Genomic DNA, 24,628 nt, shown 5'->3' with positions numbered 1-24,628 from the left:
GTCTCACTTTGCCCGGAACGACCATGTCGGGCCGATCACGAGCTTGAGCGGCTGGCCGGGCGATGCATGCGTATCGACCCGCCAGTAATAGGTCGCGCCCGGCTTGACCGGGATCGTGGCGGTGACGTCGGTCACGGTCTTGCGCTGGACGCCGGCCTGACCCGATGCGCTCGCGGTCGTCACCGCGCGGGCGTTGGTGCCCCAATAGACATCGTAGCTGTCGCCATAAATGCGACCCGCCTGCCAGCGCAGGCGGACTTGCGCGCCCTTGACGCTGGCGGCGTTGGTGGGGCTCGGCGTGCTGACCGCCGAACTGACCATCGGCATGATCTGGTCGAGCAGGTTGACCTCATACTCCTGGTCCCAGTTGTTGATCGCGAGCACGAACGACGTCTTCTGGTCGTAGAAGTAATAGAGCAGCGTCTTGTAGCCGGGGAAGGCGCCGCCATGGCCGCGGGCGGTGCCGTAAGCGCGTTCCGGCTGCATCAGCCCGCCGACGCCATATTGCATGACTTCCCAGCCGGGATGGATGTCCGACGACACGAAGGTGAACCATTTGTTCTTGGAGCCGGCGTTGAGCAGATCGTCGCGCTCGAACATCGCATCCTCGAACTTGAGCAGATCCCACGGCGTTGAGACGATCGCCCCCGCGGTCCAGGCATAGCTTGGGTTGATCTGCGTCACGTCGCACAGTTCCTTGTACACCGGATGGGGGTACGGGATCGCGCCATATCGCGTGTAACCGTGCATCTGCGGCAGCATCTTGTCGGTGGTCGCGAAATAGGTGTCGTCCAGCCCGACGGTGTCGAACACCAAGGATTTCAGATATTTCTCGGGCGGCATGCCGGTGATCTTCTCAGCGATCATGCCGAGAAGGATGTAGCCGGAATTGGTGTAGGTCCATGCCGGATAGGGGGCCGGTTCACCCTGCGGCGAAGGCCAGGGCAACGGGTTCTGCGGAAAATTCGGATTGAGCACGCTGAGCCAATAGGGATTGGGATAGGTGGTGCCGGGGGCAAAATCCGGGCTGAGGGCCGGCGGCTTGCCCGAAAGATCGGCCATCAACTCAGACGGGGTGAAGGCGCGGCTCGGCGTGATCTGCGGCGAGAAGCCGATATTGGTGCCTTCGAGATAGTTTTTGATCCCCGAATTCATCTGCAACAAGTGCTTGACGGTGACCTTGTCGATGTCGGGAATGCCCGCCACGACCGGGTTGTCGCCGAGATATTTCAGTACCGGGTCGGTCAGGCGCAGCTTGCCCTGCTGCTCCAGTCGCAGGATCGCCTGGGCCAGGAACGCCTTGCTGACGCTGCCGACGCGGAACTGCATGTTGGGCGAGACGGGCGTGCCGGCGACGATGTTGGCCTTGCCCGCCACGCCCAAGCGGACGCCCCAATCGGGGGATTTGACGATGATGACGCCGCCCGGAATCTTGCCCTCGGCGACGTACGAGTCGAGCACGGCCTGCCATGTCGCGGGAAACGGGCTGTTGGGGAGCGCGTTGCGCGACTGGCCGCGCGGCGGCGATGCCGGGGGCGGGGGCGACTGGCATTTTGCCGGAGGATAGCCGGGGGGCGGCGTCCCTGCCGACGCCTGCGCAGAGACCAGGGGTGGCTGAAGCTTGCCCAGCAGCGGGCGGTTGGAATCGGCCCGACCCATTGGGGTCAGCTGCGCATCGGCCGCGAACGGCGTGAGCGTCATGGTGCTGGCAGTCAGTAGAATAGCGGTGCGGAATAACGGTGACGAACGGCGGGCCATGTCATGTTCCTTCCAATAGGCTCTCTGACGGCAGGAATACTGGCGCTGCCGCGCCTACATGGGTGATCGCGTCCAACAGCGTCTGCATGCGCGACGGCGTGTCGAGGTGCGGGGCGTAGCGGAGCGCGACGTGCAGCCTGCCGCTCGCCTGATGCGCTTCGATCTCGATGCGGCGAGTCCGGCGCAGGCCGCGGGTGGTGACGCCCGGCAGCATATCGCTGACGACCAAGTCGCTGTCGGCCGCAATCGTAATCTCGCCGAGATAATTGACGCTGATGGCGGGCTCGGCAGGGCTGGGCGGGGTCGCGGACAACCAGCGCAACACCATCCATCCGATACCGTGCGACGGGACGGCCGCGAGCGCTGCCGCGATCTCGGCGGCATCTGCGGCGGCGGCGACGATGAACGGATATTCGACGGAAAACCAACCGACGGTGCGACTGACGTCGATGGCGGGGACGAGCGCGTGGCGGCCATGGCCGGTGAGCGTGACGGCGACCGTGGCGCTGCCTTCGATGGCCGACAGTGCGTTTGCGATCCGCGCGAGCAGTGTCGCCAGGACGGCGCGGTCCGAGGTTCCGGCGGGGACCGGGCCGAGGTCGGCCGTCAGCAGCGCGGTGTCGTCATAGCCGTGCGGCGCAACCGCGTGGAGCTGCGGCATTGCGGCGATGACGGTTTGCCAATAGGGGCGTTCTCGCTCGGCGGCGGCAAGCGACGCTGCGCTGGAGAGCGTTCGAGCCCATTCGGCATAGCTGGCGGCGGGTGCGGGCAAGCGCGGCGGTGCGCCGGTGGTCGCTTGGGCCAGCGCCTGTTCGAGATCCTCGAGCAGCACGCGCCACGACACGGCATCGACCAGCAAGTGATGCGCGGACAGCAGAAGCAGGTCGCCCTTGTCGTGCTGGAAATGCGTGGCCGAGAGGAGCGTTTCGCCCGAGGCGGCGGGGGGAGGCTGGTGCGCGACGGCATCAACGGCGATCAGCGACGACGGGTCGGCCGCCGTGGCAAGATCGACCTGTCGATAAGGGGGCGCGGCTGTCGCTTCGGCGATCTCCGCGTGCCAGTCGTCGTCCCGTCCAAAGCGAAGCCGCAGCGAATCATGGCGCTCCCAGAGCGCGATGAGGGCCGTGCGGACGGCCGCCGGATCGAATGTACGGCCGGTTTCGAGAAGGACATGGTGGTTGAACCGGGCGGTACCATCCGGATCATTGGCGAAGTATCCGCGCTGGATCGGCGTCAGCGGCACGCGTCCATGGGCCGGGGAGGTGTCGCGGTCTTCGGAAGGGAATGCCATGCGTGCGATCGCGGCGACGCTGTCGGCGGCGAGCAGGTCGTTCAGCGCGATCGCCAGTCCGGCGCGGCGGAGCCTACCCATCAGGCGAATGGCACGCAGTGAATCCCCGCCGAGCGCGACGAAACCGCTGTCTCGCCCGACCGTCTCGCAGCCCAGCACCGCCTTGAACGCTTTGGCCACCATCGCCTCGATCGCGTCGAGCGGCAGGCCCGTCGCGACATCGGCCTTCGTACCCGCGAGCAGCGCGCGCCGATCGATCTTGCCGGCGATCGTTACGGGCAATTCCGTCAGCGGCGTGATCGATGCCGGGACCATCCATGCCGGCAAGACCTCGGCGAGACTGCGGCGTACCGCGTCGAGGTCGAGCGGCGCACGCGGCACGACGAACGCTGCCAGTCTCGGGGGATTGGCGGCGATCAGGACGACCGCCTGCGCCACGGCCGGGTGATCGCGCAGCCGCTGCTCGATCTCACCGAGTTCGATGCGGTGGCCGTTGAGCTTGGCCTGGGAATCGATGCGCCCGAAATACAGCATCTCGCCATCGTCCCGCAGCAAGCCGATATCGCCGGTGCGGTAGAAGCGCTCGTTATCGCGGGTCGGGAAACGGTCGGCGGTCAGGGCGGGCTGGCCGACATAGCCTTCCGCGAGGCCGGCGCCCGACAGCCAGATCTCTCCCATCGCGCCGAGCGGCATTCGTCGCCCGTCGCGATCCCGGATGCTCATCGCGGTATTCGCGATCGCGCGGCCGATCGGGATGCCGGCTGGATAGTCGCCATCGGGCGCGACACGGTGCCAGCTGGCGCAGACTGCATTCTCGGTCGGGCCATAGGCGTTGAACAGAGCAAGGCGGCGCGCATAATGACGGGAATCGGCGAGGTCGGGGGCTTCGCCCGCGGTGATCAGGACGCGTAACGGTTCCAGCTTGGCGTGCTCGAGCGCGCGCAGATAGGAGGGCGGCAGCGTGGCGATGGTGATGCGCTCGTCCGCGATCAGCCGCAGCAGCGCGTCGCCGTCGCGGATCGCGCTTTCGGGCGCTATGATCAGGCAGGCGCCGCGTAGCAACGCCATGAAGATCTCCGACAGCGAGGCGTCGAACGAGCTGGAGGCGAACTGGAGCACGCGATCGCCCGGTTCGATTCCGAAGCCTTCGATCTGCGCGAGGATCATGTTGACGAAGGCGTGATGCGCGACCGCGACGCCCTTTGGCCGTCCCGTCGAGCCCGAGGTGTAGATGATATAGGCCGTTGCATCGGCCGTCGCGCCGCTTGGGGCCCGATGTGTGATGGCGGGGGCCGCTAGGTTTTCGCCGATGGGCCCCTGGATCGCCTGAGTCCGCACCAGTCCGTCGGCGTCGGCGAGGACGCGCCGACAGGCCGAGTCCGCGATCATGTCGGCGATGCGGCGATCGGGCAGGGACGGGCTTATCGGCAGGTATGTCGCCCCGGCCTTGAGGATGCCGAGCAGCGCGACGAGCCGGTCCGCGCCGCGGGCAGCCAGTATGCCGATCACGTCGCCGTGCCCGATGCCGTTGCGCCGCAGACGGTCGGCAACGCCCTCGGCCCTCTGGTCGAGCATCGTGTAGCTGAGCCGGACGGCACCCGCGACCAGGGCAGGCGCGTCGGGGGTCCGGTCCGCCTGCTCATGCCATAGGTCGACCAGAGTTGCCGCGGGGGCGCGCTGGACGCGCGGACCGTGTTCGAGCGCCGCGAGGATGCGCTGCTCCGCGACGGGCAGCAGGTCGATCGCCGAGAGCGGATCCTCGGGCCGAGCGATCAGCGCGTCGATCAGCGTTCGCCACTGCGCCTCCAGCCGTTGCAGCATCGCAAGCGGCATGCGCGCCGGGTCGTGCTGGATCGTGAATTCGAGCCCGTCGCCGGATTGGACGATGATCCCGAAATCGTAATTCGCCCGCTCACGCGCGGTCGTGGCGGTGACGACGAACCCGGTCGTACCGACGTCGCTGGAAGCTGCCGGGAAGTTCTCGAAGACGAGCAGATGGTCGAACACCCCGGCCGGTAGCGCGGACTTGGCGTGGATCGCCGCCAGTCCGAGATGGTCGTGCTGCGCCGCGTCGAACGCCTGGCGTTGGAGTCGCGCCAGCAGCGTGCCGAGCGTGTCCGTCCGGCTCCAGGTCGCGCGAACCGGAATGGTGTTGATGAACATGCCTACCAGTCGATCGATGCCGCGCGCGGCGACCGTGCGACCCGAGGTCACGATACCGAAGACGACGTCGTCGCGTCCGACCCACCGCGCCAGGATGATCGCCCACAGCGCCTGCAGCACGATCCCCAACGTGGTGTCGTGCGTCGACGCCAGCGTGGCAAGTCGCTCGACCGGTGCCTGCGCGATGTCGAAGCGATAGCTCGCGAGATCGGGGGCAGAGTCCGATGCGCGCCGCGGCAAGGACGCAACCTCCTCATATCCCGCGAGCAACTGGGTCCAGTAGCGCGTGGCGGCGTCGTCATCGCGTGCCGCCAGCATCGCCATATAGCTGTCGGGGTCTGGCGCGGGGGGGAGCTGCGGCGGCACTTGAGCCCGCGCCCCCGCGTAGAGGGCGGTGAATTCTTCGGCCAGGATCGCGCCCGACCAGCCGTCGATCAGGATGTGGGGGTGCGTCCACACCATCTCAAAATGCGCCGGCCGGACCCGGAACAGCGCGACCCGGATCAGGCAGTCGCGCCGCAGATCGAAGCCGCGTGCGGCATCGGCGTGGCACCATGCCGCGATGCGGGCGGCCGCGTCGCAGTCTGCCAGATCCTCGGCGTGGAATTCGATCGTCCGGGTCTTCAGGATGATCTGCAGCGCCTGGTCCGTGCGCTCGTAATCGAACACCGCGCGCAACAGGGGGTGGCGGGCGAGCAGGCCGTTCCAGGCTGTCTCGCAGGCCTGCGCATCGACCTCACCCGAGATGGTGAAGGTGACTGCGCGGTAATAGGTGGCGACTCCCGGGGTCAGCAGGTCATGGAACAGCATGCCGGCTTGCAGCGGGCGCACGCGATAGACGCGTTCGACCGTCGAACGGTCGAGCTTTGGCGCGGGGCTAGCCATGACCGAAGAGCGCCTCGACATCTGCCAGATCGACGCGTGCGCTCGGCGCGGCGGCATCGGGGGCCTCGGCGAGCAGCGCGGCGATGCCGGCGACGCTCGGGTAGGTTAGGAACGCGCGCATCTCGATACCATGGCCGCTGGCGAGAAGCCGACCGATGACCTGGATCGCGCGGATCGAATCGCCACCGACCGCAAAGAACCGGTCGTGTCGGCCGAACTCGCTATGGCCGAGCACGCCGACCCACGCGGCGGCGACCAGCGCCTCGCGCGGGTCGTCGAAGGCGGTGCTTGGCGTGGGTCCAGCGGGCGTGTCGACGAGGGCCGCATAGTCGACCTTGCCGTTGGGCATCATCGGCAGGTCGGCGAGCGGCACCCAGCGGCTCGGCAACATTGCCGCAGGCAGGTGCTGCGCCAGTGCGTGTGACAGCGCGGCGGTATCGACGTGGCCATCGGGGATGACGAATGCGACCAGCTCGTCGTTGCTCGGGCCTGGGCGGAGAGCGACCGCCACCGCCGCAACGCCCGGCAGGCGCAGGATCGCGCGCTCGACTTCGGCGAGTTCGATCCGATGTCCGCGCAGCTTGACCTGGCGGTCGCGCCGCCCGGCAAAGCAAATCGTGCCATCGGTATCGACGATGCCGCGGTCACCCGTGCGGTACAGTCTTTCGCCGGGCGCGAAGGGATGGTCGACAAAGGCGGCGCGCGTGAGATCGGGGCGGTCGTGATAGCCACGCGCGAGCCCTGCGCCCCCGATATGGAGTTCGCCCGCAACGCCCAGCGGGGCGAGGTTGCCGAAGCGATCCAGCACGATCACCACGGCGTTCGCGATCGCACGCCCGATCGGGATCGCGCGGCTCGCATCGAGTCGGGCATCGACATGATGCCAGCTTGCGCAAACCGTCGTCTCGGTCGGGCCATAGGCGTTGACGACCCCCATCCGCCGCGCGAGCCGGGCCGCGCGTGGCGCGTCGGGGGCTTCGCCAGCAGTGATCAGGAGGTCCAGCGGCGCCAGCGCGGCATCGTCGAGCGTGGCGAGATAGGAGGGCGGCACCGTCGCGACGGTCACGCGAGTCTCGGCAAGACGGCGGGCGAACGCGCGCGGATCCCTGATCTGGTCGATCGTCACCACCACCAGGCAGGCGCCGTTCAGCAGCGCCATCACCATTTCCCACACCGATGCGTCGAAGCTCGACGGTGCGAACTGGACGATGCGATCCTCGGGTTCGATCTGTAGGCCGTGGCGTTGCGCAAGCGCGAGGCTGACCGCACCGCGATGTTCGAGCAGAACGCCTTTGGGTCGCCCGGTCGATCCCGACGTGTAGATGAGATAGGCCAGATCGTCCACCGCGGGTGGCTCGGGTTCGGCATTGCGATCGTCGCCGAGCGCGCGGATATCGAGAATCTCCAGCGCTTGCGTTGCCGGGGAATCCTCGACGTGCCCCTCGGTCAGCACCACGCGCGCCCCCGAATCCTCGAGCATGAACGCGATCCGTTCGGGCGGGTAGTTTGGGTCGAGCGGGAGGTAGACCGCGCCCGCCATCAGCACGCCCAGAAACGCCACGACCAGCATTTCGGAACGATCGAGCAGGGCCGCGACGACATGACCTTGCCCGATGCCGCGTCCGGCGAGCGCGCGCGCCAGTGCGTTCGCCCGGTCGTCGAGATCTGCATAGCTCAGGGTCGTGCTCAGCCCGATAACCGCGGCCGCGTCGGGATGCCGTGCGACCCAGGCTGCGAACTGGGCCGGAACCGTCGCGGGCTCGGGCAGGGCGATCATCTCGACGGGCGGCATCAGCATGTCGCGTTCGGCGGCGTCGAACAGGTCGAGCGTCGTTACCTTTGCGGTGGGATCGGTGACGGCGGCCTTTGCCAAATTCGCAAAATGCCGCGCCATCCGTTCGACCCGCGCGCGATCGAACAGGTCGGTGGCATATTCCACGTTGAGCGTGATGCCATCGTCGCGCTCGACGAATTCGAAGCTGAGCGGATATTTAGCGATTCCGGGATCGCGGCCGAAGGGCGTGACCGTCACCCCGTCAAAGGCGAAGACACGCTGCCCGGCGTCCTGGAACACGACCGCGACGTCGAAGACCGGCGGTCGACCGTCGTCCGTCGTCAGGTGAAGCTCCTCGACCAGCCGGTCGAACGGATAGGCGCGGTGGTCGATCGCGGCGGCGATCGTCGCGCCGGCATGCCGGACGAGCCCGGCGACATCGTGCCGATCGTCGAGTTCGAGGCGCAACGGCAGCAGGTTGACGTAGAAGCCGACCTGGCGTTCAAAGTCCGCATCGTCGCGGCAGGCGACGGGCATACCGAGCATCAGCGCGTCGCAGGCGGTGTGCCGCTGGAGCAGCGCCGCGACCAGTGCCACCAGTCCACCGAACACCGTCGTGTCCGCCGCGCGCGCCACGGCGCGCAGCGCGTCGACGGTGACGGTATCGATCATCACCGACACCCGGTCGCCGTCATAGCTGGGCATGGGGGGCGGGAGGCGATCGAACGGCAGGTCGAGCCGGTCGGGCATGGCGTGGAGCTGGGCGTGCCACCAATCGCGCGTTGCGGTCGCTGCCGGTGTCTGCAGCCACGCGGCTTCGGCGGCAGCCTGTTCCTTGAGCCGGAGGCGGAGCGGTGGCAACGCGGCGCCGCGGGCGAGCTGGACGATCTCCTCGACCATGATCGTCACCGATTCCGCGTCGCTGACGATGTGGTGCACGGCGAAGAGCAGGACGTGCCGGTCGGGCGCCAACGTTAGGAGCGTTGCGGCGAGCAACGGGCCGGTCGCGAGATCGAACGACCGCGCGGCATTGGCTTCGGCGAGTGCCAGCGCGGCCTGTTCGGGGTCTGCGGCCTCGGTCAGATCGGCGGTCGCCACCTCGAACGAAAGATCGGCGAGCGGGCGCTGGCGAACGCCGTCGGGGGTCGAGAGGAACACCGTCCGCAGCGCGTCATGCCGCATCGGCAGCGCCTCTATCGCCGATATCAGCGCGTCGGCCGCCAATGCTCCGTCGAGACGATAGGCGGCGGACAGGACATAGGCAGCGGGGTTGCCGCCGAGTTGCGCCAATACCCAGAGCCGGCGCTGCGCGTGGGAGACGGGATAGTCTTCGGCAAGCGGGACGATCGGAATCTGCGCGGGGGCTTTTGACGTGGGGGCGAGCGCGGCGGCCATCGCGCGCACCGTCGGCGCGGTGAAGAAGGCACCGATGCTGAGCGCTGCGCCAAACTCCGCGTTGATGCGCGTCAGCACGCGGATGGCCCGCAGCGAATCGCCGCCAACCTCGAAAAAGGGCGTGGTGGCGCCGATCCGCTTCAACCCGAGGACCTCGCTCCAGATCGTCGCGACGCGCGTTTCCACGGCTCCAGCGGGTTTGACGTGCGCGATACGGCCGGTGACGAGTTCCTCCGGCTTTGGCAGCGCGCGCCGGTCGACCTTGCCGTTCACGCCCAGCGGCAGCGCGTCGAGCGGGATGAGGAAGTGCGGCATCACCGGTGCAGGCAGTTCGAGCGCGAGCCGCGCGCGCAGCGCCGCCGCGTCGAGCGGGCGCTTGAGCGTGTAGTAGCAGGCGAGCGACAGTTCGCCGTCTTCGCGCTTGTGGGCGATAGCGACGGCGGCATCGACTTCGTCGCTCGCCATTGCGGCTTGCTCGATCTCGCCCAGCTCGATGCGCACGCCATTGACCTTGACCTGCCCGTCAAGGCGTCCGCAGACCTCGATTGCCCCGTTGGCGAGCGAGCGTCCGAGATCGCCGGTGCGGTAAAACACCCGTTCGCCCCATTCGGCGCGCGTGATGAAATGCTCCGCGGTCTTTTGGGTGTCACCGAGATAGCCGAGCGGCGCGAACGGCGGGGCGATATACAATTCCCCGATCGCGCCGGGTGCCGCCAGTCGATCATCCTTGACGATCAGCACCTGCGTGCCCGGCAGCGGGGCGCCGACCGGGATCGCCCGCGCGGGCGCAACGGGACCGTCGATCCGGTAGCAGCATTTGGCGAGAGTCGTTTCGGACGGACCGTAGAGATTGCGCAGCGTCACTGTGTCTCCGAGCGTGGCGCGCGCGCGCTCGACATCGGCGCCCCACAGCATCTCGCCGCCGAACAGCAGATGACGCAGGTCCGGGAGTGCGGTGGGGGCCTCCTCGATCGCTTTCAGCGCGAGGCGGAAGATGCTGGGCACGACATGCGCGACCGCGATCTTCTCCGACGATAGCCAGGCGACGAGCGCTGCGCCGTCGCGGCGGACGGCGCGGGGCGCGATGCAGGCGGTTCCCCCCGCCGCGAGCGGGAGGAAGATGTCGCGGAGTGACACGTCGAAGGTCGGCAGCGCGAGATTGGCAGCGCGGATGCCTGCGCCAATACCGAGTTCGGCGATCTCCCAATCGATGAAGTGGCGCAGACCGGCGTGGCTCGCGAGGATGGCCTTCGGGGTTCCGGTGGAGCCCGAGGTGAACATCACATAGGCGGCGTCGGTCGGCGTCGGGTGCAAGGCAGGGAGGTCGGCATCGGCGGCGGCCGGGACGGTGCCATCGGCGACCCAGGCTATGATGCGGTCGGCGGGCAGGTCGCTCGAGCCGGCAATGCAGTCCTTGAGTGGCTCGGTCGTCACCAGTGCGGCCGGTGCGATCTGCGCGACCAGATGCGCGAGGCGGCGCGCTGGTGCATCGATATCGAGCGGCACGAAAACTGCGGCGCATTTCCACACCGCGAGCATCGTCGCGATATGATCGGCTCCGCTTGGCAGGAACGCGGCGACCCGGTCGCCGCGACGGACCCCAATCCCGACAAGCGCCCTCGCGAGTGCGTCGGCGCGGCCGTCGAGCGCCCGGTAGCTGAGCGTGTCGGTGCCGTCGTCGACCGCAATAGTTTCGGGGTGATCCGCCGCCTGCTTCGCGAACAGGTCGAGCACGGTTCCAGCGGACGGCGCGGAGAGAGCGAGCTCGACCGCACCGCCCACGTCAATCGACCCGAGCGGTTGATCGGGTGCCTCCAGCAGCGCCGCCGCCAGCGCGCGCCATTGCGTTTCGATCCGGTCGATCTCGGCGGCATCGAGCGCGTGCCGATTATAGGTGAGCTTGATTTCCAGCGTGTCGCCCGGTTGCACGACCAGGCTGAAATCGAAATGCATCTGTTCGACTGCGCGCACGTCGCCAATGTGCAGCACGCCGTTCGATCCGTCCGCGAACGGATAGTTTTCGAACACCAGCACATGATCGAACACGGCACGGCGCGTGCCCCCTAAGCGCTGCATCGCGGCCAGCGGAAAATAGTGAAAGGGCGCGGCGTCGTTGGCGTCACGCTGCAGCCGTTGCGCGAGCGTGGCGATCGTATCGTCGGGGGCGATCCGGGCCCGCACGGGAATGGGCTGGAGGAACAGGCCGACCATCCGCTCGACATCGGCAAGATCGGCGGGGCGCCCCGACGCGATCGCCCCGAAGATGACGTCGTCGCTCCCGTTGAACCCCGCGAGCAACGTGGCCCACATCGCCTGGACCAGCGTGTTCAGCGTGATGTCCTGGCTCGCCGCCAGCGAAGCCAGGCTCCGGGTGGTCGATGCGTCGAAGGCGAAGGCCTGCTCGGCCATCGCGTAGCTGCGGCCGTCACCGGGGCGGATGCCGGGAATGGTCGAGGGCGAAGGCGCTTCGTGGAGGCGGGCGCTCCAGAACCGCCGCGCCGCCTGCTCGTCCTGCGCAGCGAGCCATGCGATGTGCCGCGACAGGGGCGGGGCGGGCGGCAGATCCGCGACCTGCCCGTCGACCTGCGCGCGGTAGAGCGCCAGCAGCTCGCCCATCATCACGCCGAGCGACCAGCCGTCCGAGATGATGTGGTGGAGCGTGAGGATGACGTCGGTTTCGGCTTCGCCAAGGCGGACGAGGACGATGCGGACGAGCGGATCGTGCGCGAGATCGAAGCCGGTGCGTTCCGCTTCGGCGAGCGCGGTGACGGCGGCGATGCGCCTGGCCTTGCTCAGCCGACGGACGTCCTCGTGCCGGATCGGGATCGGCCGGTCCTTCAGGATCAGCTGGCGCGGGGCGTCTCCAGGGGCGGCGGCGATCGCGGCGCGCAACGCCTGGTGGCGCGCGGTCAGCTGCTGCCAGGCGACGGCATAGGCGGTGTGATCGAGCGGACCACGGATGCGATAGGTGAATTGCTGGAGATAGGCGTGGCGGTCCCCGGTCGCGGCGTGGAAGTACATGCCCTCCTGCAGCGGGGATAACGCCAGCACCGTCTCGATCGCCGCCGGTGTCAGGTCCGCCGCGGCCAACAGCGCGGGGGACGCGATCTCGTGCGCGGCGGATGGGCTGAGCGCCTCCCGCATCGCGGCGGCGAATCGCTCGATCGTGGCGCGCGCGTGCAGGCGTTCGCCATAGCCGATCGCCATTTCGAGGCACCCGCCGATGATCGCGGCTTCGATGTCGAGCAGTTCGGGACGGCGCAACGTCGGCGCAAGCAAGCCGCCGGTCGGCTCGTCCGCCAGGTGGAAACCGCCCCCCAGCGCGGTGTCGAAATGACCGAGATAGTTGAAACCCAGCTCAGGCGTGGGGCCGAAGACCAGTCCAGCGCGGGCCGACGCGGGCGCCAGATAGCGCAACAGGCCATAGCCGATGCCCTTACGCGGGATGGCACCAAGCATGGCGGCGACATGGCGGGCGGCGCTCGACCGATCCTCGGCGGTGCCGATGTCGACGAGCGCGGGAAACAGCGTGGTGAACCACCCGACCGTCCGGCTCTGGTCGAGCGCGGGTGCGATCTCGGCGCGTCCATGTCCTTCCAGCCGGATGCGTAGCCGATCGAGCCCGAAGCACGCGCGGCACGCCAGCGCGGTGGCGGCGAGCAGGTGCGCAGCCATGCCCGATTCGTCTGCCGATGCGGCAGCCACGAGCCGGGCGGTGGCGGCCGCGTCGAGCGTGATGCGGACGGTCCGCGCGTCGCCGACGGCGTTGCGATCATCGTCGAAATCGCACGGGAGCGGCGCGATCTCCGTGGTTTCGATGGCTTGCCAATAGGCGACCTCGTCCAGCAGCGCGGGATCCTGCGCGGCCTCGGCAAGCGCTGCGCTCCACTCGGTCCAGCGACCAGCGCGGGGAAGCGCGATCGGCGCGCCCGTGCGCGCGGCGGTGTAGGCGCGGAGCAAGTCCTCGATCAGGATCCGCCAGGATACGCCATCGATCACAAGGTGGTGGCACAGGATCAACAGTCGTTCGGCATTGGGCAGGCGGTAGTGGACGAAGCGCAGCAAGGGTGCGTGCGCGACATCGAACCGGGTCTGCGCATGGGCGGCGTGCGCGGTGAGCTCCGCGGCGCTGGCGACGGTGATTTGCTCGATCGGGACGGCCATATCGCGGGCGAGCCGCACGCGCGGCGGCGTGACCGAGAGGTCGAGCGTCTGGTGCAGTCCTTCGTGCTGCGCCGTCACGGCAGCGACCGCCTTTGCCAGGGCATCGGTGTCGATATCGTCGGCGGCGAGCAAAGCGGAGTTGTTGAAATGGCCGCTGGCCCCGTGCGTTTCGACGAACCAATGCTGGATCGGCGTCAGGGACGCGCTGTCGCTGCTGGCCGCCACGTCAGCTTGGGGGCGGCTGCGCGCCACGATGGTGGCGAGTACCGCGACGGTCTTGGCGTTGAGCACCTGCGCCACGGTGGTGGCGACGCCGGCCTGGTGCAGCCGGCTGACGATCTGCAGCGCCTTGATGGAATCGCCGCCAAGCGCGAAATAGTTCTGGTCGATGCCGATCGTGGGGGGCCTGAGGACGTCCGCCCAGACAGCTGCAATCGTCGTTTCCATCGCGGTCGTGGGGGGCCGGATCGCCAGGCTCGGGATAGCCGATGCGGCGTCGGGGACGGGCAGGGCGGCGCGGTCGAGCTTGCCATTGGCGGTCAGCGGCAAGGCGGGGAGCGACACGAACTGCGCCGGGATCGCGTAGCCGGGCAGATGGTCGCCGAGATATGCGCGCAGCATGTCGGGTGCGAGATCAGCTGCGACGACGATATAGGCGACGAGCTGCGTGTGTCGGTCCGCATCCGCGTGCGCAATCACCACGGCCTGTTCGATGTGCGGATGCAGGACCAGCCAGTGCTGGATGCCCGCGAGCTCGATGCGATGGCCGCGCACCTGCACCTGGTGATCGTTCCGCCCGATATACGCGATGGCGCCATCAGCGGTTCGCCGGCCGATATCGCCGCTGCGATAGCGGCGTCCGCCGGGGGTATCGACAAAGCGCTCCGCGGTCAGGTCGGCCCGATTGCGGTAGCCGAGGCAGACCCCGCCGCCGCCGATCCACAATTCGCCGGGTACCCCGATCGGGGAGGGCAGGCCGTTCGCGTCGACCACCTCGATCGTGGTTTCGGGAAGCGGTCGTCCGATGATGCTGCGGCCCTGGTCGAGATCGGCGGTGGCGATGCGGTGCCAGCTGACATGCACCGTTGTTTCGGTAATGCCGTACATGTTGATCAAGGCGATGCGGTTGAGCGGATAGAGCGCCGCCCAAGGGCGCAGATAGCCGAATTCGAGCAGGTCTCCGCCGAAGATGACCGCGCGCAGATGTGAGGCCAGATCGGGGACCGGCGTGGCGCGGACGGCGTCGACGAAGCCGTAGAACGCCGCCGGGGTCTGGTTGAGGACCGTCACGCGATGCGCCTGGACGAGATCGAGCAGCAGCCTGGGATCGCGCGCGGTTTCGCCATCGGCGATCACCACCGATCCGCCATGCGCCAACGCACACCAGATTTCCCAGATCGAGAAGTCGAACGCGAAGGAATGCACGCACACGCCGACATCGTCGGGTCCGAAGGCGATCACGGGCCGGTCATTGGCGAGCAGGCGAACGACGTTGCGATGCGTGACGAGGCACCCCTTGGGCAGACCGGTCGAGCCTGAGGTGTAGATGCTGTAGGCCACGTCATCGGACGCGCAAGCGGGGCGGGGCGGGGCGTCTCCGGTGGCGGCATGGTCCAGCGCAAGCGCCCGGTGCGCCTCGGGCAGCAACGCTGCCGTCGTTGCTTCGGTGATCACCACGGCACAGGCGCTGTCGCGGAGGATATGGTCGAGCAGAGCCGCGGGTGCGCGCGGATCCAGCGGGACGAAGACGCACCCTGCGCGCAGGATCGCAAGCTCGGCGACGACGCACGCTTCCGACCGGGGCAGGAGCATGCACACGGACGCTCCGACGGGTGCGCGGTCTGCGATCGCCGCGGCGAGCGCCGCCGATCGCCGATCCAGGTCGGCATAGCTTAGCCGCGTGTCGCCGAAGATCACCGCGGTGCGCTCCGCATGGCGCGTGGCGCTCGCCGTGAACAGGTCTGCGAGCGTGACTTCGGGATAGCGTGCGGCGGTGGCGTTGACCTGCGCGATCAGGCTGCGCTCGCCGGGCGTCTGGAGGTCGATCCGGCCGAGCGGGCGATCGGGATCGTCGGGGAGCGCATCAAGCATCTGCAGGAAGGCATCGGCCCAGTGCTCGATCGTGCCGCGATCGAACAACGCGGTCGCAAAGGCAAAGCGAAGGGTCAGCGCACCGTCGAGCTCCGCGACGTCGAGCGCGAGATCGAACATTGCGGCCGTGATCGGCATATCGTGGCTGGTGAAGACCAGGTCGTCGATCCGGAAGGCGCGCGCGGTGGTGTTCTCATAGGACAGCATCGTGTCGAACAGCGCGTTGCGACCGGCTTCCGGACTGGGGGCCATCGCCGCCATCGCCTCGAACGGAAAGTCGCCATGATCATAGGCGGCGAGCGCGGCGGCGGTGACGGCGGCGAGATGCTGCGTGAACGGCATGTCCGCGCGCGGCCGGGTGCGGAACAGGATCGTGTTGACGAACATGCCGACCGCGGAGGCGGCGGCGACGGTCTCGCGCCCTGAACTCGCGCCGCCGATCATGATGTCGTCCTGGTCGGTCAGGCGGTGGAGGAACCCGCTCCACGCCGCCAGCAGCACGATGTACAGCGAATTGCCCGACGTCTTGGCGAGTGTCTTCAGCAAGGCGACGCGGTCGGCTGACAGAGCGCGGACCACGACGTCGCCGTTGAAATCGCGGTCGCGCGGGCGTGCGCGGTCGGTCGGCAAATCCAGTGTCGGCGGATCGGCAAGCTGGTCGCGCCAGAAGGCCGCATTCGCCGCACCACGCGCGCCCTCGCCGCCGGCATCGACCGCACGCCGCGCCGCGCGCGCGTCATACGCAACGGGCGCCAGCGCGCGCCCTTCATAGGCCGCCATCAAGTCCCCGGCGACGATATCGAACGACAGGCCGTCGACCGCGATGTGATGCGCATCCGCCATCAACAGGTGCCGGTCCGGCGCGAGCGTCGCGACCCCGACTCGCATCAACGGCGCCTCGGCGAGGTCGAACGGCCGGATGAAGCGCTGCAGGCAGCTATCCACCGCGGACGCGTCGATCGTCTCGCGCGCGATCGCAAAGCGCGGCTCCGCGATGCGCTTCGCCAGCGGTTCGCCGTCGATCGTCACGAACGCGGTGCGCAACGCTTCGTGACGCCGGATCACGGTGCGGAACGCCTCTTCGAGCCGGTCGATATCGAGGGGGCCGTCGATGACGAAGGCCTGCGGCAGATGATAGGGCAAGTCGCCGCCATCGCGCTGGGCGAGCGCATACATGCGCCGTTCGGGGGAACTGAGCGGCGTGAACTGCGGATCGGGATAGGCATCGATCGACCAGGCGAAGCCGCGCGCGCGGATTTCCTCGATCGCGGCGGTGATCACGGCGAACACGATCGCGATGTCCGCCTCGCTATGCGCGGTCGAGAAGAAGGAGATTCGCCGCTCCCACGTATAGACCCCGCGGACCATCATCGAGAGGTAGAGCAGCTCGAGTTCTATCGGCTCGCGATCCTGTACGCCGACGGGGACGATCCGCCATTGCGACGAGAAATACCTGGCGCGCAACGGCACGCGCTCGCGCTCGAACCAGTGGTTGAGGCGGTCGCAAAAGGCGGTGGTGCGCGCGGTCGTGCGCGCCTGCAGCGCCGGACCCTCGGCATGGAGGTGCGCCAGCGCGGCGTGCGTGGTGACCATCGTCGCCGGGTTGCGGCAGAAGGTGCCGCCGAAATAGATCATCGCCGATTGCGGGCCCGAACGATCCCCGTACGCCCAATCGCCGCCATCGATATAATCGAGGAACCGCGCCTTCCCCGCGATCACGCCGATCGGCATCCCGCCGCCGACGATCTTGCCGTAGAGCGCGATGTCGGCATCCACGCCGAACCATTCGCGCGCGCCGCCGGGCGCGATGCGGAAACCGTTGATCATCTCGTCGAAGATCAGCGCGGTGCCGGATCGCGTCGTGAGCTTGCGCAGCGCCTTGAGGAACCCCTGCGGCTGCAGATCGGGGTTGCGGCTTTGCACGGGCTCGACCAGCACGGCGGCGAGATCGTCGCCATGCGCGCGGATATAGTCGAGCGATGCGGGGGAATCGTAGGGCAGGATGACGAGGTCCTCGATCATCCCCTCGGGCGTGCCGAGCCCGATCGGCACGCGCTCGCCATCCTCCTCGGTCGCCAGGACGCCGTCGAAGATGCCGTGATAGGAATTCTTGAACAGCACTACGGTCTTGCGGCCGGTCGCGGCGCGCGCCAGCCGCAGCGCGACCATCACCACCTCCGATCCGGTATTGCTGAACGCTACCCGTTCGGTGCCGGTCAATGCGGTCAGCAACAGTGCGGCCTTGCTCGCGAAGGGCGTTTGCGTCCCCAGCTCGATGCCCAATTCGAGCTGCTGCCTGAGCGCGTCATGGATGAAATCGGGGGCGTGGCCAAAGAAATGGACGCCCATCCCCATCGCGATGTCGATATAGACGTTGCCGTCGATATCGGTGACGCGCGCGCCCTTCGACGCTGCCGAGACGATCGGGAACTTGGCCTCCTTCAGCTGCCCCCAGAAGGACAGAGTGTGCTTCCAGTCGGCAAGCACGTGGCGGCTGTCGCGCGTTATCGCTTTGGAGCTGCCGGCGCGGGCCAAGTGGCGGGTGATCAACTCATCGACGAACCGCTGCTGTTCCTCCGTCAGCCGGGCGCCTGCGAGATTGATGCCGCGGATTTGCGCGACCGGGATCGGGGCGGGGATGTTCGGGCGTGGCGGCGCGGGGGCTGCGACCGATGGCCTGGGCGCAACCACACTCGGCTGGGCGGGCGCGGGCGCGGGCTGCGCGGTGGCGCTGGCGAGTTGCAGCCGGGACAATTCGGCCAGGCCCCGCAGATGCTGCGCGGCGAGGTCGGTCATCGCCTGCAACTGTTGCTGGAACAGCCCCGACTCCGAACCGTGCGTGGCGAGGGGCGGCAGCGGGGCGGAGACGGCCGCGACCGGTAATGCGACGACGGGATCGGGCGCTGTGGCCGCCAGTGCGCCTTCGGGCTGGCGGGTCGCGCGGCCGGCAAGATAGCGGGCGATGTCGTTGAGCGTGCCGAGTTCGTTGAACAGCTGGCTCATCTTCAGCTCGACGCCGTAATCGCGCTCGACCGCCTGGCCGAGTTTGAGCAGCATCAGCGAATCGAGGCCCATGTCGGTGAGATGCTGGCTCGGGTTGATCTCGGCGCGATCGAACCCGGCGACCAGCGCCAGCGTCGTGACCAGATGATCGACAATAGGTGCGCGCGTCTCCATCCGATGTCCCTCCGTCTGCGTCGCAACGCCGGCCTGTTGCTGCTGCTGTTGCTGATCCGACCAGGCGGGCGGCCGCAACGGCCCGACCTCCAGCCAATAGGGTTTGCGCTGGAACGGATAATGCGGGGCGCCGACCGCGCGCGTGGGTTTGCCGTTGCGCGCCGACCAGTCGACCGCCACGCCGTCGCTCCACAGTGTCGCCGCGGTCGTCGCCATTTGCGTTGCGGCGTCGGTTCCGCGCCGCAGCGAGGCCAGCGCGAGGCGGGCGCCTGCCTGGCGCGCAAAGCCGGCCACGACGTCGCCCGGGCCGATCTCGAGAAATCGGTCGAACCCGTCGGCCTGCAACGCCGCCACCGCGTCTGCGAAGCGCACGGGGGCCGAGATCTGACGGACCCAGTAGTCGGCATCGAGCGGCGTGTCCGGCGCAAGCCGGGCGCCGGTCACTGTCGAGTAGACCGCGATGGTCGCCACCGCCGGTTTCTCACTCATCGCGGCAGCCCGGAACCCGGGCAGCATCGGCGCCATCAGCGGCGAATGAAACGCGTGGGAGACATCGAGACGGATGGCCTCGATTCCCGCCTGATGCAGCGCGGCGAGCACGGTTTCCAGCGCTACTGCGTCGCCCGACACCGTGACTGCGCCGGCGGCATTGATTGCGGCCACCGCCACTCGGTCTCCTTGCGAAGCCAGTGCCGCGCGCACCGTGCCGACATCGGCAAAGACGGCGGCCATCGCGCCACCGGTGGGCAAGGCCTGCATGCCCGCGGCGCGTGCGATCACCAGCCGCATCGCGGCTTCGGGAGACAGCACGCCGGCGACCGTTGCTGCCGCGAACTCGCCGATGCTGTGCCCGGCGACGGCATCGGGCAGCACGCCCCAGCTCGCCCAGAGTTCGGCCAGCGCCCATTGCAACGCGAAGGTCGCAGGTTGCGCAAACCCGGTCTGCGACAGTGCAGGGGCATCGTCGAGCAGGCCGAGCAACGACCCGCCTAGCAGGGCATCGGCAACGGCGGCACAGCGATCGAAGGCCGCGCGGAATATTGGCTCGGCCGCGTGGAGCGCTTGCCCCATCCCCGCATAATGGGCGCCTTGCCCGCTGAACAGGAAGGCGAGCCGCGGTCCTGGTGCCGGCGAATCCGGGTGCGGCGCTTCGATTGCGGCGAGTGCCTGCGCCAGCGCAGCGCGATCCGCCCCAATCGCCACGGTGCGGTGCGGGAGCGGGGTGCGGGCGGCGGCGGTGGCGGTGAACTCGGCAAGCGTCTCGGGATCGGCCAGGGCGATCGTCTCCGCCCATCGCGCCGCAGCCGCCGTCAGCGCAGCGGGGGAGGCGCCAGACAGCGGCACGACATAGGGGCGGCGAGGCGAGGGGGGCGCCCGCTCGGATACGGGTGCGGCGGTGACGATCACATGTGCGTTGGTGCCGCTGAGCCCGAACGAACTGACGCCGACGGCCGGATCATGATCGGTTTCGGGCCAGGCTGTTGCCGTCGCGACGACGGACAGCGTCGATCGGGCCCAGTCGATGTGGCGATTGGGCGTGTCGAAGTGGATGCTGGGCGGCAGCGTGCGATGGCGGATCGCCAGCACCGCCTTGATCACCCCCGCAATCCCCGCTGCCGCTTCGGTATGGCCGATATTCGTCTTGACCGAACCCAGTCGCAAACCCCGTGCGCGCGGCCGGTCCCCGAAGACCGCATCCAGCGCGCCGAACTCGATCGGATCGCCGAGCGGCGTGCCCGTACCGTGCGCCTCGACATAATCGATCCGGTCGGGGGTGAGCCCGGCATCCGCGAGCGCCGACCGCAGCACCGCCTGTTGCGCCAGTCCGTTGGGGGCGGTAAGCCCGTTGCTGCGACCATCATGATTGACCGCGGACCCGGCGAGGACGCCGTGGATGAGGTCGCCATCGCGCACCGCGTCGCTCAGTCGCTTGAGCACGACCAGCCCGCAGCCTTCGCCACGGCCATAGCCGGTGGCGGCATCGTCGAACGCCCGGCTGCGGCCGTCCGCGGCCAGCGCCTTGACCTTGCACAAGGCGACGCTGCTGTCGGGCGACAGCATCAGGCTGACGCCCCCGGCCAGTGCGACGTCGCAGTCCCGCTGGCGCAGCGCCGTGATCGCGGCATCGAGCGCGACCAGCGACGAAGAACAGGCGGTGTCGAGCGTTATGCAGGGGCCGCGCAGGTCGTAGAAATAGGACAGGCGCCCCGCCGCGGTGCTGAACATCACCCCGCTGCCCGAATAGGCGGTGATACGCGTGGGGTCGCCCGAATGGACGTGCGCCTGGATGTAATCATAGTTCGACAGGCCGATAAACACGCCGGTGCGACTGCCCGCGAGCCGACGGACGTCGATCGCGGCGTCTTCGAACGCTTCCCAGCTGACTTCGAGCAGCAGGCGTTGCTGCGGGTCGAGCGCTTCGGCTTCGGCTGGTGTGATCCGGAAGAAGCCGGGATCGAAGCTGCGGACGTCGTCGATCAGCGCGGCGTCGCGGGCGTAGATCCGGCCTGGCGCATCCGGGTCCGCGCTCCACCAGCGATCGAGATCGAACCGGTCCGCGGGTATCCCTGCCACGGCATCACCGCCGCGTTCGAGCAGGGCCCAGAATCGTTCGGGATCATTGGCGCCGCCGGGAAAGCGGCAGCCCATGCCGACGATCGCGATCGGCCGCTCCAGCGCGCACGCGGCTTGGTCCGCCGTCAGCGCCCTTATGTGCGCCGAGGCTTTGCGCAACGCTTCGACATAGTGATCGCGGCTCGCAGCATCCATGGCGACACAGCCCCTCCCTGAGACAAGGATCGATTCGGTGATCGGGCCGGTGCTTGACCGGGGTGCGAAAGGTGAAAGCGGGCTAGGCGCGCGATCGTCAGCCTAGCTGCGATCAAGGCCATGGGCTCTTCCTAGGTGGTGAGCCGTCCTACCCTGGCCAGCGCGGTCGATGCTACCGGCCAGGGGCAGGGGGGGCATTAGTTCGCCGTCTTGGGCGCGGTGCCGGGGTTCTTGGGCGCGTCGAAAGACGGCATGATGTCCCGGACGCTCGTCATCATGCTCGTACCGGTGGTCGCCAGCTTGTACGAGTTGATCCGCAGGCCGATGGCGGCGAGGCCGGCGAGAAGGGGGGAAAGCGGTGCGAGAACCGCGATCGCGACACCGGTGCCGACCAAGGTTCCGAGACCCGCGCCGATATTCCCAGCGATGATGTTGCTGGTGCCCGGAATCAGGACTTCCCCGGCAACCAGAGCAGTCCGCGCCAGGGCTGTGTTACCGTCCATTGTTTGCGTGCTAGCCATTTGCTGTCCTTTCAATAGGATAAACGCGACATATAACGATTCCAGCAACCGTAGCGGCTACTAATGACTTCGTATCATCGCGCTTCGAAGATGGCAGCATGAGTCGCAGTCAAAATAGATCGAAACGCCGCAGATATGGATGAACCAACGTGGGAAGTACTTGTGAATAGGGATCAAGTGCTACGTCTGCCACGCAAAATCATACTCACTTGAAAGTGACGGTGCCGAGCGGGCCTTCTGCGACCAATGCAGCCCTGTAGTCTGCCTCGCGCCACGTCATTACCGACCAGCGCCGTGCTGCTGAATCGTCATCCGGGTCACGTATCGTCTCGGCGCCGCCAAGCAATGCGCTGCATTCCAACAATGTCGGGGAGCGGGCGAGGCCTTCGCCCAGTGCCTTGAGATAGGCCTCCTTGCGAGTCCATGCGCCCAGGAAGAACGCGAGCCGATCGTCCGGCGTGCAATCCGTGAAGACGCGGTGTTCGGCCGGACTGAGAACGATCGCCGCGACCCCGTCGAGATCGTGCATCGGACGGACATGCTCGATATCGATGCCTACGGCGCGCTGCCGGGTAACCGCGACGAGCGCATGCTGCCCCGAATGCGCCACGTTGAACTGAACGCCGGTTAGGTGGCAGGGCGCACCCAGCTGGGGTTTGCCGAATGTGCCGGTGCAGAGCGGCACCCGATCCGCGGGGAGGCCGACATATCCTGCGAGGATATGGCGCAGCGCCGCGCGCGCGATCGTGAACGCGGTGCGGTCGCGCTCGAAGACGAACCGCGCGGCGCGCGCACGCTCCGCTGCGTCAAGCACGGCCGCTGCCGCAACGAGATCTGCACTGCCTGCGTCGAGCGATATCGTCCAGACGTCGATGGCGGAGAGTGCTTGTCCCGCCGCATCGGCGAGGATTGCGGCGCCAGGGGCGGGTGGCCGGAACGGCGTTGCGGATCGAAGCATACGCCGTCGCCCCTCTCAGTCCCCGCCCCGCGATAGGACGTCCTGCCGATGATGCCGCCAAGCTACAGGCGGCTGCATCGCAGAGTCTAGCCTGCCGGCACGGTATCGGTCCTGATTCATGCGGTGCCTACACCGTGCCGCTACCCCGGGTCACGATCGACGCGAACCATGGCGGCGAGTGCGAGTACGGCCCGACTGTCCGATCGACCCACCGACTGTTTCGTGAGAATTGAGGTAACGGCTTTCGGGTAGCCGTTCGCACTTGGGCGCGCGCGCCCTACGCTGGACGGGGGGCTGCACGTAGCAACCGCTCGGTAATTCATCGTTTAAGGAGAATGGTGGACGCACTTGGGCTCGAACCAAGGACCCGCTGATTAAGAGTCAGCTGCTCTACCAACTGAGCTATGCGTCCATTCCGGGGCGGTTTTTAGTGGCGCCCTGGTGTGGCGCCCCGCTGCTGGAGGCGCGCTGTTAGCAGACTCATCGGGGGCCGCAACCCCTTTTTCGTCGATCCGAGTCCGTTTTCGTCAAACTCGGCATATTTTTGCAGATTAAGCCGATTTTCGCGTCACCAGCCGACCGTTTTACGATTCTGCCGATCGATCGACATCAGGATGCCCAGGCACAGCAGCACCGTCATCTGCGCCGAGCTGCCGAAACTGACCAGCGGCAGCGGGATGCCCACGACGGGGGCGAGGCCCATCACCATCATCAGGTTGATCGCGACATAGAAGAAGATCGTCGTCGACAGCCCCGCCGCGGTCAGCCGGCCGAAGCGGGTCTGCGCGCGCTGGCCGACCTCGATGCCCCAGCGGATCACCAGCAGGAAGGCGAGGATGAGCAGGCAGCCGCCGACCAGCCCCCATTCCTCCGCCATCGTCGCAAAGACGAAATCGGTATGGCCCTCGGGGAGGTAGTCGAGATGGCTCTGCGTACCCTGGAGGAAGCCCTTGCCCCAGATCCCGCCAGACCCGATCGCGATCTTCGACTGGCTGATGTGATAGCCGGTGCCGAGCGGATCGCTCTCGGGATCGAGGAAGATCAGGATGCGGTTGCGCTGATAGTCGTGGAGCAGGAAGTTGATCGACAGCGGGATCGCGATGGCCGCGGTGATCGCGCCGCCGACGAACAGGCGCAGCGGGATGCCGGCGAGGAACATGACGGTCGCGCCGCCCGAACAGATCATCAGCGCGGTGCCCAGATCGGGCTGCTTCATCACGATCGCCGCGGGGACGCCGATCAGCAGCGCCGCGGGCCAGACGCCGCCGAACCGCCGCGTCTCGCCGGGCGGGAGCATGTCGTAGAATTTCGCAGCGGCCAGCACGATCGCGGGCTTCATGAATTCGGAGGGCTGCAAGCGGATGAACCCGAGATCGAGCCAGCGCTGCGAACCGCCCGAAACCTTGCCGAGGATCTCGACCGCGATCAGCGACAGCACGATCAGCGCATAGGCAGGCAGCGCCACCGCCTTCCAGCTGCGCTCGGGGATGTAGGAAAGGCCGATCGCGCCGGCGAGCAACACGAAGAAGCGGATCCCCTGCGACAGCGCCCAGGGCCGCAGCGAGCCGCCCGCGGCGGAATAGAGCACGACCTGCCCGAAACAGCCGATCGCGACGACCAGCAGGATGACGAGCCAAGGCAGCTTTGCGAGCGGTTCAGGGACGATCCGGTTCATCGGCGGC

General features: G+C 67.8%; 6 protein-coding genes and 1 tRNA gene. All 7 read right to left on the bottom strand.

Annotated elements, in window-relative coordinates:
• Positions 1-3: 3 nt before the first annotated feature.
• Positions 4-1,758 carry a serine hydrolase domain-containing protein gene (locus tag EV283_RS01250; RefSeq protein ID WP_130322060.1) on the bottom strand — a complete coding sequence of 585 codons (1,755 nt, stop codon included), beginning with the start codon at positions 1,756-1,758 and terminating at the stop codon, positions 4-6.
• A 1-nt stretch (position 1,759) separates the two neighbouring features.
• A complete protein-coding gene (locus tag EV283_RS01245) occupies positions 1,760-6,097 on the bottom strand; it encodes a non-ribosomal peptide synthetase (protein WP_165391665.1) in 4,338 nt (1,445 codons plus the stop codon).
• A complete protein-coding gene (locus tag EV283_RS01240) occupies positions 6,090-21,467 on the bottom strand; it encodes a hybrid non-ribosomal peptide synthetase/type I polyketide synthase (protein ID WP_130322056.1) in 15,378 nt (5,125 codons plus the stop codon). Before EV283_RS01240 ends, EV283_RS01245 begins: the two co-directional genes overlap by 8 nt.
• A 197-nt stretch (positions 21,468-21,664) precedes the next feature.
• Positions 21,665-21,988, bottom strand: a complete 324-nt coding sequence (locus EV283_RS01235) for a hypothetical protein (protein ID WP_130322054.1) — start codon at positions 21,986-21,988, stop codon at positions 21,665-21,667.
• A gap of 205 nt (positions 21,989-22,193) precedes the next feature.
• Positions 22,194-22,946 carry a 4'-phosphopantetheinyl transferase superfamily protein gene (locus EV283_RS01230; RefSeq protein WP_130322051.1) on the bottom strand — a complete coding sequence of 251 codons (753 nt, stop codon included), beginning with the start codon at positions 22,944-22,946 and terminating at the stop codon, positions 22,194-22,196.
• Positions 22,947-23,282: 336 nt separating this feature from the next.
• A tRNA-Lys gene (locus EV283_RS01225) sits at positions 23,283-23,358 on the bottom strand.
• A 156-nt stretch (positions 23,359-23,514) separates the two neighbouring features.
• The gene (gene rodA, locus EV283_RS01220) at positions 23,515-24,621 is read right to left on the bottom strand and encodes a rod shape-determining protein RodA (protein WP_056411114.1); all 1,107 of its coding nucleotides are present in this window, start codon (positions 24,619-24,621) and stop codon (positions 23,515-23,517) included.
• Positions 24,622-24,628 lie beyond the last annotated feature (7 nt).

This window comes from Sphingomonas sp. BK036, assembly GCF_004216825.1.
Classification (GTDB): domain Bacteria; phylum Pseudomonadota; class Alphaproteobacteria; order Sphingomonadales; family Sphingomonadaceae; genus Sphingomonas.
The sequence above is the reverse complement of the archived record's forward strand: the minus strand, read 5'-3'. Positions and strand labels throughout refer to the sequence as shown.